This is a genomic window from Tenacibaculum sp. (assembly GCF_048269885.1).
In the GTDB taxonomy this organism is placed as follows: domain Bacteria; phylum Bacteroidota; class Bacteroidia; order Flavobacteriales; family Flavobacteriaceae; genus Polaribacter.
Map to the genome: position 1 here is coordinate 224,744 of NZ_JBLWTZ010000003.1, position 13,224 is coordinate 237,967.

14 protein-coding genes are annotated in these 13,224 nt (G+C 33.1%); 9 read left to right on the forward strand and 5 right to left on the reverse strand.

Going from position 1 to position 13,224, the window contains the following annotated elements; all coding sequences use genetic code 11:
- Positions 1–59: 59 nt before the first annotated feature.
- Complete coding sequence (recR, locus tag ACN0WY_RS03810; RefSeq protein WP_330488166.1) at positions 60–677, forward strand: recombination mediator RecR; 618 nt, start codon at positions 60–62, stop codon at positions 675–677.
- A 33-nt stretch (positions 678–710) separates the two neighbouring features.
- Here recR and ACN0WY_RS03815 read toward each other — a convergent pair whose 3' ends face one another.
- The 5 genes from ACN0WY_RS03815 to ACN0WY_RS03835 are packed head-to-tail and all read right to left on the reverse strand — an operon-like array spanning position 711 to position 4,235.
- Complete coding sequence (locus ACN0WY_RS03815; RefSeq protein ID WP_330488165.1) at positions 711–1,115, reverse strand: lipocalin family protein; 405 nt, start codon at positions 1,113–1,115, stop codon at positions 711–713.
- A gap of 59 nt (positions 1,116–1,174) precedes the next feature.
- Complete coding sequence (locus ACN0WY_RS03820; RefSeq protein ID WP_417799608.1) at positions 1,175–1,765, reverse strand: CopD family protein; 591 nt, start codon at positions 1,763–1,765, stop codon at positions 1,175–1,177.
- A 2-nt stretch (positions 1,766–1,767) separates the two neighbouring features.
- Entirely contained in the window at positions 1,768–2,796 is a 1,029-nt protein-coding gene (gene hemH / locus ACN0WY_RS03825; RefSeq protein ID WP_417799609.1) for a ferrochelatase, read from the reverse strand.
- A 13-nt stretch (positions 2,797–2,809) separates the two neighbouring features.
- Positions 2,810–3,325 (reverse strand): TrmH family RNA methyltransferase, encoded by a 516-nt coding sequence (locus ACN0WY_RS03830; RefSeq protein WP_417799610.1) that lies wholly within the window; start codon positions 3,323–3,325, stop codon positions 2,810–2,812.
- Positions 3,326–3,353: 28 nt separating this feature from the next.
- Positions 3,354–4,235 (reverse strand): helix-turn-helix transcriptional regulator, encoded by an 882-nt coding sequence (locus tag ACN0WY_RS03835; RefSeq protein ID WP_417799611.1) that lies wholly within the window; start codon positions 4,233–4,235, stop codon positions 3,354–3,356.
- 211 nt (positions 4,236–4,446) lie between these two features.
- Between ACN0WY_RS03835 and hemA the strand changes: the two genes are divergently transcribed.
- The 8 genes from hemA to hemF all read left to right on the forward strand — a co-directional run bounded on the left by hemA (position 4,447) and on the right by hemF (position 13,221).
- On the forward strand, positions 4,447–5,718 hold the full coding sequence (gene hemA, locus ACN0WY_RS03840; protein ID WP_330488320.1) for a glutamyl-tRNA reductase: 1,272 nt from the start codon (positions 4,447–4,449) through the stop codon (positions 5,716–5,718).
- On the forward strand, positions 5,702–7,288 hold the full coding sequence (gene hemC, locus ACN0WY_RS03845; protein WP_167714016.1) for a hydroxymethylbilane synthase: 1,587 nt from the start codon (positions 5,702–5,704) through the stop codon (positions 7,286–7,288). The genes hemA and hemC overlap by 17 nt, the downstream gene beginning before the upstream one ends.
- A gap of 3 nt (positions 7,289–7,291) precedes the next feature.
- The gene (hemB, locus tag ACN0WY_RS03850; protein ID WP_167714015.1) at positions 7,292–8,254 is read left to right on the forward strand and encodes a porphobilinogen synthase; all 963 of its coding nucleotides are present in this window, start codon (positions 7,292–7,294) and stop codon (positions 8,252–8,254) included.
- Positions 8,255–8,319: 65 nt separating this feature from the next.
- Complete coding sequence (gene hemL / locus ACN0WY_RS03855; RefSeq protein ID WP_417799612.1) at positions 8,320–9,609, forward strand: glutamate-1-semialdehyde 2,1-aminomutase; 1,290 nt, start codon at positions 8,320–8,322, stop codon at positions 9,607–9,609.
- A 202-nt stretch (positions 9,610–9,811) separates the two neighbouring features.
- Positions 9,812–10,843, forward strand: a complete 1,032-nt coding sequence (gene hemE / locus ACN0WY_RS03860) for a uroporphyrinogen decarboxylase (RefSeq protein ID WP_417799613.1) — start codon at positions 9,812–9,814, stop codon at positions 10,841–10,843.
- A gap of 20 nt (positions 10,844–10,863) precedes the next feature.
- Positions 10,864–11,466: a TlpA family protein disulfide reductase gene (locus tag ACN0WY_RS03865; RefSeq protein ID WP_417799614.1), complete on the forward strand. Its 603-nt coding sequence runs from the start codon at positions 10,864–10,866 to the stop codon at positions 11,464–11,466.
- A gap of 75 nt (positions 11,467–11,541) precedes the next feature.
- A complete protein-coding gene (locus tag ACN0WY_RS03870) occupies positions 11,542–12,288 on the forward strand; it encodes an EI24 domain-containing protein (protein ID WP_417799615.1) in 747 nt (248 codons plus the stop codon).
- Positions 12,289–12,318: 30 nt separating this feature from the next.
- The gene (hemF, locus tag ACN0WY_RS03875; RefSeq protein ID WP_417799616.1) at positions 12,319–13,221 is read left to right on the forward strand and encodes an oxygen-dependent coproporphyrinogen oxidase; all 903 of its coding nucleotides are present in this window, start codon (positions 12,319–12,321) and stop codon (positions 13,219–13,221) included.
- The last annotated feature ends 3 nt before the right edge of the window (positions 13,222–13,224 follow it).

Here is a 13,224-nt window from a genome sequence, read left to right on the forward strand (position 1 = left end):
TTTTAATTTTAAAGTTACGAAGATACTTAATCCTTATTGAAAAATTGTAAATTCGCAGCATGGATTTTTCGTCGAAATTATTAGAAAATGCAGTAAATGAAGTAAGTCGATTACCAGGAATTGGTAAGCGAACAGCACTTCGTTTGGTGTTACATTTATTAAAACAACCGAAAGAGAACACGAAGTATTTGGCAGAGGCTTTAACGCACTTACGTAACGATGTAAAATCGTGTAAAAAATGTCATAATATTTCTGATACAGTGTTGTGTGATATTTGTAGTAATCCGAAGCGAAATGCAGAGATTGTATGTGTGGTAGAAGATATTCGTGATGTGATGGCGATTGAAAATACAGCACAATACAGAGGTCTGTATCATGTGTTAGGAGGAAAAATTTCACCTATTGAAGGAATTGGTCCTCAGAATCTACAAATTGAATCCTTAGTAGAAAAAGTAAAAGAAGGCGAAATTAAAGAGTTGATTTTTGCCTTAAGTTCTACGATGGAAGGTGATACGACCAACTTTTATATTTACAAACAGATAGAACAATACGGAATTACAACTTCAACGATTGCCAGAGGAATCTCGGTAGGAGATGAGTTAGAATATGCAGATGAGGTGACGCTTGGACGAAGTATTGTAAATAGGATACCTTTTGAACAGTCGATAAAAGGGTAAAAAAAACGAAGTTTTAAAACTTCGCTTTTTGTGTTACTTCCTTTTAAAAACTTGAATATTTATGGTGTCTCCAAATCCATTAGTTTCTGACATAAAACTATTTCCATTGTCACTAAAAGTTATAGTGTAAATTTGTTTTGTATTAGTTTTAATGTCAGTTATTTGATATTTGTTATTACTATTATTTATCCATGTGCCACTGTCTTTGTTTTCTATAACACAATTATTTGGGTCGTCTTGATTTCCATAATTGGTACTCGAAAAAGTACCATTATCATTAAAAAGTATAGTAGATCTTTTATTACATTCATCGACTTCTACTCCACTATCAGAAAAGAAATACCAAGTTCCTACAATAGGATCTAAATTGTTTTCATCGTCGGAAGAACAAGCTAGTAAGCTAAACATAGCAATTGTTAAAATTAAATTTTTTTTCATAGTTTAAGATTTAAAATTTTTCGCGAAAATAGTAAAGTTACTCGTTAGAAAAAAAGAAATTAATTGCTAGTTTTTTTATCCTCATCAATCAACTCTTGCTCGTATTTATCCCATGATTTTTTAGCTCTTACTTTTTTATAGTAACGAATACCAATCATCAATAATACTCCAAATAATATAATTCCTACCACACCCCAAATCCAGTTAATAGCACTTTTTAAAACGACTAAAAATACAACAGCAAATAAAATTACTGTTGGAATTTCATTAAACATGCGAAGTTTATTAGGAGTGTATTTAATCTCATCACGTTGTAGTTCTTTGTAGATTTTATGACAAAATCCGTGGTAAAAATACAGCGCTAATACAAAGGCTAATTTTACATGCATCCAAGGCATTTTTAAATAAAAAGGATTTTTATATAGCATCCAAAAAGCAAAAAAACTAGCTAAAAATAAAGAAGGCCAAGTAATAATGTACCATAAACGTTTAGACATTAGCTTGTATTGGGTTTGTAATATAGACTTGGCTGGCTCGTCTTTTTTTTCTGCCTCTACATGGTAAATAAATAAGCGACCTATGTAAAATAACCCGGCAAACCAAGTTACTACAAATATGATATGTAATGCTTTTACGTATAAAAAGTCCATAATTAATTCTTATTGAAATCGTTAATCCATCCTGCTAAAACATCTACCCATTCATCATTATCGTTAATACAAGGAACTGTATGAAACTCTTCACCACCAGCTTCTAAGAACTCGTGTTTACCTTCCATAGCTATTTCCTCTAATGTTTCTAAACAATCAGAAACAAAGGCAGGAGTTACAATAGCTAATTTTTTAATACCGTCTTTCTCAGCTTTATTTACAATCGTTCTGTCGGTATACGGTTGTAACCAAGGGTCTACTCCTAAGCGTGATTGGAATGACGTTGATACTTTATTTTCGTCTAAACCTAATTCAGAAATCACATTTTTAGTAGTTTGATAACATTGGTGGCGGTAGCAATACTTATGAGCTTCAGAAGATGTATTGCAGCAACTTAAGTTCCCTGGGAGAGGGGTACAGTGCGATTTTGTAATGTCAGATTTTCTAATGTGGCGCTCTGGAACTCCATGGTACGAGAATAAAATATGGTCGTAATCTTTGTCAGCCAAATAATCTTTTATGCTGTTGGATAGTGCCTTGATATATTCTGGTTTATTATAAAAAGCAGGAACATCTGTAATTTTCATGTTCGGAAAGAATTCTTTTCGTAACTCTTCAGTTAATACCAAAATAGTTTCAGTAGTTGCCATAGCAAACTGAGGATATAACGGAACCAATAAAACATCTGTAACTCCTTTATCATGTAATTCCTGTAATCCACTTTTAATGGAAGGGTTTCCATAGCGCATTGCTAAAGCAACAGGAAGTTCTGTTTTTGTTTGTACTTTGTTTTGTAAACGTTCAGATAAAACGATTAAAGGAGAGCCTTCTTTCCACCAAATTTTTTGATAGGCTTCTGCCGATTTTTTAGGACGAGTATTTAAGATGATGCCCTTCACAATAAAAGTTCTTAACCAATAAGGAACGTCAATAACGCGTTCGTCCATTAAAAACTCTCCTAAGTATTTTTTTACATCTTTCGGGTTTGTACTTTCTGGTGATCCAAGGTTTACTAATAAAACTCCTTTCATATTTTGGCTGAATTTATTTCAGAATCTTTTCTTTTAATTGGTTTGTTGTTTCGTATAGAGCAATAGCTAAACTATGAATTACATTCATGCTAGAATTACGCCCATACATTGGTATAGCTACTGTTGCATCAACTAAACTAACGTTTTCTATACCGTTTCTTTCGCTACCCAAAAGTAACACAATTTTAGAATGTGAAGTAAAATCGTAATCGCTAATATTTATACTTTCATCGGTAATTTCAATACCAATAATAGTGTTTCCTTCTTCTTTTAATTGTTGTATAAGTTGTTCAAAATTTCCATAGGTATCATGTGATATTTGCTGAATCGTATTTCGAGCAGTTTTCTTAACAATTCTGTTATCTATAGAAGGAGAATTTTTATGTAAATAGATTTTGGATACTCCGAAACTTTCAGAAATACGAAAGCACATTCCTATATTTTCAGGAGTACGGATAGCGTCACAAACAATAGTTACTGGAAAGTTTTGTTGGTTGTTTTCTATATCATAATGAGTGAGTTGTTTCATTTTGTAAGTTTTTAATTTTGTCTACTGTCTACTGCAAACTCATTACGTATTGTTTAGGGGTCGTGCCAAACTTCTTTTTAAAAGCAGCAATAAAATGACTAGATGTACTGTAGCCAACCTGTAAGCCTACTTCGTTAACATTGTATTGATTGCTTTCTAATAGTTTTCTAGCATGATCCATTTTATAGTCAAATAAGAAACTGTACACTGTATCTCCATAAATTTGTTTGAACCCTTCTTTTAACTTTTTAAGATTTAACCCCACTTCATTTGCCAAGTCTTGTAAACTTGGCGGCTCACTCATCCTAGCTATGATAACATCTTTCGCTTTTCTGATTTTTAAAACCTCACGGTCATCCACTAAGAAAGGGCAGTATTCTTCATTGGTGTTTTCACCACTGTCAAAATGTAAACTCAACAATTCATATGATTTACCTTTAATATAAAGGTCTCGCATTGAACTTTGGTTTTTTGCCGTTAAAATTTGTTGAAGTACTAGTAAAACATTAGCGTTTATTTCTGCATTGTCGTAATACTTTTTGTTTTTATTGTTTTCACTTAAAAAAGGGATATAGCTAGCTTCTTTTGAAAAAAATGTATGAAATTTTTCAATAGAAATGAGTACGGATACCAAAGAGGTTTTTGGTAATATTTCTAAGTTAATTGGTAGATCTTGCTGTGGGTTGTATAAGAAAATAGAATGCTTGTCTAAAACGTTAAAAGTATAGCTGTTGTTGTTGAAATGAAACTTGCAATTCCCTTTAACACAGTAATGTAGTTGTATATAAGAGTTGTAGATATCTCTTTTAAAAAACTCTATTTTGTCAGAGTTGTTTTGGAATTTTAGCACGAAAAAACCTTGTTCTATAGGTACTTCTCTGAATGTACTTTCTGCGATGTTTTTTGACATGGATTCTGTGGTTTTTAGAAAGCTTACTATTTAGAACGATTCTAAAGTAAAATGTTTCTCCTAGTCTATTTTACTGCAAAAATACACTTTTGTGCAAGTTTTTAAGGCGTTTTTAAGTGAAAAAACAAATAGCGACATTAAAAGTTCTTTTAGCGATACTTTTTTTTGTTCAATATTTATATTTTTGACCGACTTTTTTGAAGAAGACTCAATGACAGTAGAAAATAAACATCATAGTAATTTATACAATATAGGCGTTAGTTATAAAAAAGCTGATGCTGCGATTAGGGGGAAGTTTAGTATTTCTAAAGAAAATCAAATACAACTTTTAGAAGAAGCCAAACAAAAAGGAGTAGACGGAATTTTTGTATTGTCAACTTGTAACAGAACTGAAATTTGTGGTTTTGCAGAGCACCCTTTTCAGTTAATAAGCATGTTGTGTAAATACTCAAATGGTTCGGTAGAAGAGTTTGCAAACGTATCAAATGTCTATAAAAATAAAGAAGCTATCAGTCACTTGTTTAGAATGGGGACAGGGTTGGATAGCCAAATTTTAGGTGACTACGAAATAGTTGGTCAGTTGCGTCAGGCATTTAAACAGGCTAAAGAAGTAGGAACTACAAATGCATACTTTGAGCGTTTATTAAACCATGTAATGCAAGCAAGCAAGCGAGTTAAAAATGAAACAAAATTAAGTTCAGGGACTACTTCGGTGTCGTATGCAGCTGTTCAGTACTTGATTAATAATTTGTCAGATTATAACTCGAAAAATATTTTAGTATTTGGTTTGGGGAAGATGGGGAAGCATACCTGTAAAAACCTAGCAGAGTATACACAAAATACATCGGTAAGCTTACTTAATAGAACGGAAGAAAAAACAACAGAATTTGTAAAAGAACACAATTCTATTAGAAAAGCGTCGTATGCAAATTTAGCAGAAGAAGTTTCTAATAGCGATGTATTAATCGTTTCTACAGGAGCTAGTTTTCCTACAATTACAAAAGAACATGTTCCAACAGATAAAGAATTATTGATTTTAGATTTATCAATGCCAGCGAATGTATCAAAAGAAGTTGCTGATTTAGATAATGTAACGATGGTGAATGTAGATGATCTTTCAAAAATAACAGACGAAACGTTAGCTATTCGTCAACAAGAAGTACCCCTTGCAGAGGCAATTATTGAAACTCATAATCAAGAATTTCAAGAATGGTTAAATCACAGAAGATTTACCCCAGCTATTACTGCTTTAAAAGAATCGTTACAAAGCATTCAACAAGGAGAAATAGCTTTCCATAAGAAGAAAATTAAAAATTTTGATGAAGAACAGGCAGAAATATTAACATCAAGATTTATTCAAAAAATAACCACACAATTTGTAAAACACTTAAAAGACGAAGAGACTTCGGTAAATACGAGTATTGAAGTAATGGCTAAAGTGTTCGGAGCAAATTTAGAATCCATCCATGCAGAAGATAATTAGAATAGGTACACGCGATAGCCAATTGGCTATGTGGCAAGCAAAAAAAGTTCAAAAACTTTTAGAAGAATTAGGTCATCAAACTCAATTAATCCCCGTTAAAGCAACGGGTGATTTAGTTTTAGATAAACCCCTTTACGAATTAGGAATCACAGGAATTTTTACTAAAAATTTAGATATCGCCATGTTGAATGACGATATTGATATTGCAGTACATTCTATGAAAGATGTTCCTACTGTATTGCCAGAAGGTATTATACAAGCAGCGGTTTTAAAACGTGCGAATTATAACGATATTTTGTTGTTAAAAGACAATGAAGAGTTCATGGCACAACCTAACGGAGTAATTGCTACAGGTAGTTTACGTAGAAAAGCACAATGGTTAAACCGTTACCCAACACATACCGTAGAAGGTTTACGTGGAAATGTAAATACGCGTTTACAAAAGTTAGAAGATAACGATTGGAACGGTGCTATTTTTGCTGCGGCGGGACTAGAAAGAGTTGGCTTACGACCAAAAGGAGCCGTTAATTTAACGTGGATGATTCCAGCACCAGCTCAAGGTGCAATTATGATTACTGCTTTAGAGGAGAATGAAGAAATCAAAGAGATTTGTGCTGAATTAAATGACAAAGACACTGAGATTTGTACAGGTATAGAACGTGAGTTCTTAAATCGTTTAGAAGGTGGATGTACAGCACCTATTGGGGCATTAGCTTTTATAAATGAAAAAGAAGAAGAAATTAACTTTAAAGGAATTTTATTGAGTAGAGATGGTAAAAAGAAAATTGAAGTTAGTAAAAAAGTAAAAGTAGGAAAGCATAAATATATTGCAAAAGATTGCGCTAATTATGTGATTGATAAAGGAGGGAAGTTAATTATGATGGAAGACGAAGGAATTGAAAAACAATTTTCAATTTATTCGACAAAAAAACTATCTGAAGCGCAAAAGAAATTATTACCTACACACATGAGTGTTCAGGATAGTGATTTTATTAAAATTCGCTTTAACAGAATTGCTCCTAAAGTAGTTAAAGAAGAAATTGAACATGTAATTATTACCAGTAAAAATGGAGTAGAAGCATTGCTAAACTCATTTACTTCAGATGAATTACAATTTAAAAATATTTACTGTGTTGGAAGAAGAACTAAAAAGTTAATCGAACAACGTATCGGAAAAGTAACGCATTCAGAAAGAAACGCTAAAAAACTATCAGAATATTTATCAAAAGAGTTGAAAGGACAAGAGGTAACTTACTTCTGTAGTAATTTACGTTTAGAAACTTTACCACTTATTTTAAAAGCAAACGAAATTATTGTAAATGAAGTAGAAGCTTATAAAACCATGTACAGTCCAGCAAAAGTTGATGAAAAAGTAAACGGAGTACTGTTTTACAGCCCATCAACAGTTGAGAGCTATATGGAAAAAAACACTGCTGATAAAATAGCTTTTTGTATTGGAGATAGTACTGCTAATGAAGCAAAAAAACATTTTAAAGAAGTACAAATAGCAAAGATGCCAACTGTAGAAAGTGTACTAGAGTTGGTAAACCTTCACTTTGTAAAAGAATAAACTATGTTTAGAACACGCAGACTAAGAAAAACAGAAAACATCCGTCGTTTAGTTAGAGAAAACAAGCTATCGGTAGATGATTTTATATATCCATTATTTATAGAAGAAGGAACAGGTATTGAAACAGAAATTCCTTCCATGCCAGGAATCAACCGTTACTCATTAGATACCATTTCTAAAGAATTAGACGAAGTTGTAGCCTTAAAAATTCCAGCAGTACTGTTATTCGGTATCCCATCTAAAAAAGATGATGAAGGTACTGAAACTTGGAACGATAACGGAATCATGCAACAAGCTATCCGATTCATAAAAAAGAACTATCCAAGTTTATATGTAATTACCGATGTGTGTTTTTGTGAATATACCTCACATGGCCACTGCGGAGTAATACACGATAATGATGTAGATAACGATGCTACTTTAGTAAACTTAGCAAAGCAAACCGTATCACATGCGAAGGCTGGAGCAGACATGGTAGCACCATCAGGAATGATGGACGGTGCTATAACGATGATGCGTGAGTCGTTAGATAATACAGGCTTTGCGAACTTACCAATCATGGGATATTCTGTAAAATACGCATCAGGGTTTTATGGGCCTTTTAGAGAAGCAGTAGATTCAGCACCGTCGTTTGGAGATAGAAGAACCTATCAAATGGATCCTTCTAATAGAGATGAAGGATTACGTGAAGCAACTTTTGATGATGAAGAAGGAGCAGATATTTTAATGGTAAAACCAGCTTTATCATACTTAGATATCATTAGAGATTTAAAAAATAATTTCGATAGACCAATCGCTTGCTATAATGTAAGTGGAGAATATTCAATGGTAAAAGCAGCCGCTGAAAAAGGATGGATTGATGGTGAAAAAGTAATGATGGAGAGCTTGCTTTCTATGAAAAGAGCAGGAGCAGATATCATTATTACCTATTTTGCGAAAGAAGCAGCGAAGATTTTAAATAAATAGCTGTTAGTTGTTAGCTGTTGGCAATTTGCTAATAGCTAAAAGCCAATAGCCAAAAGCTAAATAAAATGTTTAAAAAATCACAAGAATTATATAACAAAGGATTAGAGAACTTAGTTGGAGCGGTAAATTCACCAGTACGTGCATTCGCATCCGTAGGAGGAAACCCTTTATTCATAAAAAAAGCGAAAGGAAGTAAGATTACTGATGTAGATAATAATTCATACATCGATTTAGTATTGTCTTATGGTCCAATGATTTTAGGACACCGTCATAAAAAAGTAGAAAAAGCTATTAGAAAAGCGTTGAAAAATGGGTATTCTTTTGGAGCATCAACAAAAGGTGAAATTAAATTAGCAAAAATTGTTTGTGATGCTTTCCCTGGAATGGACAAGGTTCGTTTTGTAAATTCTGGTACAGAGGCGGTATTAAGTGGAATCCGTTTAGCGAGAGCGTATACAGGAAAAGATAAAATAATAAAGTTTGCTGGTTGCTACCACGGTCATCAAGATGCTTTATTAGTAGCTGCAGGTTCAGGTTTAGCTACCTTGAGTTTACCAGGAAGTAAAGGAGTGCCAGAAGGAGCTGTAAAAAATACGTTGATTGCAAATTATAATGACTTAGAAAGTGTAAAAGCACATTTTGAAGCGCACGATGATATTGCAGGAGTTATTTTAGAACCTATTGCAGGAAATATGGGGGTAGTAACTCCACAAGATGACTTCTTAAAAGAATTAAAAGAGTACGTAAACTCAAAAGGAGCTTTATTAATTATTGATGAGGTAATGACAGGTTTCCGTTCTAAGTTTGGAGGAGCTCAAGAAGTATTAGGTGTTGAAGCTGACATTACTTGTTTAGGAAAAGTAATTGGAGGAGGTTTTCCAGTAGGAGCCTATGGAGCACGTAATGAAATCATGGAAACAGTAGCACCATTAGGAGGAATGTATCAAGCAGGAACTTTGTCAGGGAACCCAATTGCCATGGCAGCAGGAATTTCAACTTTAACAGAATTAAAGAAACAAAATCCGTACGAAAAGTTTAACGAGATTGCTCAGATTATTGAAGTATTCTTGTTAGAGTCAGCAAAAAAGCATGGAGTTGAAATTACAGTTAACCGATTTGGTTCGATGATTAATCCATTCTTTACCAATAAAAAAGTAACCAACTTTGAAGAAGCACAAACTTCAGATACGAAGAAATATGCTACTTTCTTTTGGGAAATGACTAGAAATGGTGTGTTTTTACCTCCAAGTCAGTTCGAAGCTTGGTTCTTGTCTTCAGCATTAACAGAGAAGGATATTCAAAAGATAGCTAATGCCATTGATAAGTCGATGGAAAAAGTTGCTCTTAGTTGTTAGTTTTTGGCTGTTAGCCTTATAATACGTTATAACAAAGAGTGTAAAAAAGATAAGAAATTTTAGAGGTTTAGATATTTGGAAGGAAGGAATTGAGATTGTGAAACAAGTTTGTAATCTTTCAGAAAAATTACCTTCAGAAGAAAAAATCATTAATAAACAAAATAAAAGCTAATAGCTAATAGCTAATAGCAACAGCTATAATATGATAAAAAACGATTTATTTTTAAGAGCGTTAAAAGGAGAAACAGTTGACCGTCCACCAGTTTGGATGATGCGTCAAGCAGGTAGGTATTTGCCAGAGTTTATGGAAATTCGTGAAAAGTACGATTTCTTTACGCGTTGTAGAACTCCAGAATTAGCTTCAGAAATTACAGTACAGCCAATTCGTAGGTACGGAATGGACGCAGCTATATTATTCTCAGATATTTTAGTGATTCCACAAGCCATGAATATTGAAGTGGAAATGAAACCTAACTTTGGACCTTATTTGCCAAATCCTGTTAGAGATAAAAAAGGATTAGATAGTGTAATTGTACCTGATATTCATGAAGAATTAGGCTATGTAATGGAGGCTATCAAAGCAACCAAAGAAAAACTGAATGATGAAATACCATTAATAGGTTTTGCGGGGTCTCCATGGACAATTTTATGTTATGTTGTACAAGGGCAAGGGTCTAAGAATTTTGATAAGGCAAAAGAATTTTGCTTCACTCAACCAGTTTTGGCACACGAATTGCTTCAGAAGATTACAGATACCACAATTGCTTATTTAAAAGAAAAGGTAAAAGCAGGTGTGAATGCTGTACAAGTTTTTGATTCTTGGGGAGGAATGTTATCTCCAACAGACTATCAAGAGTTTTCATGGCAGTACATCAATCAGATAATAGAAGCATTAAAAGATGATGCACCAGTAATTGCTTTTGGTAAAGGGTGTTGGTTTGCCTTACATGAAATGGCACAATCAAACGCCTCAGCTTTAGGAGTGGACTGGACATGCTCAGCTAGAAATGCACGCTATTTAACAGGAGGAAATATTACATTACAAGGTAATTTTGATCCTTCAAGATTGTTGTCTCCACCGGCTGAAATAAAAAAGATGGTACACCAAATGATAAATGAGTTTGGTAAAGACAAATATATTGTTAACTTGGGGCACGGAATTTTACCAAACATCCCGCTAGAGAATGCAAAAGCATTTATAGATGCGGTAAAAGAGTATAAAGCCGACAGATAACCCCTCTTAAATAATTAAAAATGAAGAAATTATCTTTTGTTTTGATGTGTTTTTTAACAACTGTTATTTTCGCACAAAATAAAACGTATTACAATTTTGCAGTAAACAATTGTGTAGAAGAAAGTGCCGAAGGTTTGATTGATAAGTGCATTAAAGGCTCTTATTTGTTAAATTATAATTTTACGACAATAGACAGTAAAACGGTAAGTACAGACAAAATTAACAAGCCAATAGTGTTGATAGCTAATGCTACTTGGTCGGCTCCTTGTTGGGGAGATGTACCAGCCTTAAACAAAATGGTAGAAAAATATAATGATCAATTAGAGTTTATTATGATTTTCTGGGATAAGGAAGCTAAGGTTAAAAGAATGGCTGAAAAGTTGGATAAAAGAATTAAGCTAGTTCCTGCAAGAGATATCGATAAAGTTCAAAAAGGATTTTTAGATATCAGCGGTTTTGTGCACAAATTAGACTATCCAACAGCATATTTAATTGGTAAAGACAAACAATTTGTTAATGTTAAAAGAGGAGCTGCAACACCAACAAAAGAAGTAGGTTGGGATAAAGTTAATGAAATCAATACCAAAAATTTTGAAGATTTTTTAGCACCAATATTAAAATAAATCATTTGAGACAATATTACTCGTAACCTCTTTCAATATTGAAAGAGGTTTTTTATTTTCACACAAAAAAAAGATATGATACAAAATATTGTAAAAGGAATTCAAGCCTATTTTGGTGCTTTCGGAATGATTTCAAAATTAAAGCTATGGAAGTATTTTATTATTCCAATGTTTATAAGCCTATTAACAGCAACGTTTATTGGTTTTATGGCCTATACATTTTCAGATAATATTGGTCATTATGTAGCCAATTTCTGGAAATGGGAGTTTGGAAAAGAAACCTTTGAGGTTATCAGTACTTTTATAAGCGGATTACTTATTGTGGTAATAGGTTTGGTATTGTATAAACATATTGTAATGGCTTTATCTGCGCCTTTTATGAGTCCAGTTTCAGAAAAAATTGAAGATCATCTTAGAGGAGAAGATCATACGCATAGAATAACTTCCTTTCAAGAGCAATTAATTAGAGGTATACGAATAAACCTTAGAAATTTAATTAGAGAACTTTTATTTACAATCCCTATCTTATTATTAGGATTCATTCCTGTGATTAGTATTGTTTCAACTGTATTATTGTTTTTAATGCAAGCATATTATGCCGGTTTTGGAAATATGGATTATACCCTAGAACGTCATTTTAAATACAGAGAAAGTATCAGTTTTGTAAAAGAAAACAAAGGACTAGCTATAGGAAATGGAGTTGTATTTATGTTATTTTTATTAATTCCTGTTGTCGGAGTAATTCTGGTGTTACCATTATCAGTAACCGCAGCTACTACAGAAACTATTAAGAAAATACAGCTTAAAAAATTACCAGAATAAGTACTTTTGCACTTCAACAGAAACAAACACATGAAAGAACAATTTTACGCCTACATTCAAGAATTACAAGATACCATAACATCTAAATTAGAAGTGATAGACGGTAAAGCTAAGTTTCAAGAAGATTTGTGGAAACGTGCTGAAGGTGGAGGAGGTAGAACTCGTGTGATTGAAAATGGAAATATTTTTGAAAAGGGTGGCGTAAATATATCTAAAGTTTTTGGCGAGTTACCTGAAGCATTAAGAAAGCAATTTGGAGTGGAAAGTGGAGACTTTTTCGCTTGTGGATTAAGTTTAGTAATCCATCCAAAGAATCCATTTGTACCTACAGTACACGCTAACTGGCGTTATTTTGAAATGTATGATGGTGATGGAAACATTGTTACCCAATGGTTTGGTGGTGGACAAGATTTAACTCCGTATTACTTATTTGAAGAAGATGCAAAACATTTTCACACGGTATGTAAAGAAGCTTGTGATAAGCATCACCCAGACTTTTATCTAAAATTTAAAGAAACCTGTGATAACTATTTCTGGAATGCACACAGAAATGAAGCACGTGGTTTAGGAGGTTTGTTCTTCGATTATTTAAAAGAAACAGAAGAATTCTCGATGCAAGATCGATATGATTTTGTGACCGAAGTAGGAAATAGCTTTTTAAACTCATATGTATCAATTGTTGAGAGAAGAAAAGATATAGCGTACACTCAAGAACATAAAGACTGGCAAGAAGTACGTCGTGGTCGTTATGTAGAATTCAATTTAGTACACGATAGAGGAACCTTATTTGGTTTAAAAACGAACGGACGTATCGAAAGTATTTTAATGAGTTTACCACCAACAGTGCAGTGGAAATACAATCACCATCCAGAAGAAGGTTCTGAAGAAGCAAAATTATTAGAGGTATTGGCTAAACCTAAAAACTGGGTGTAAGTT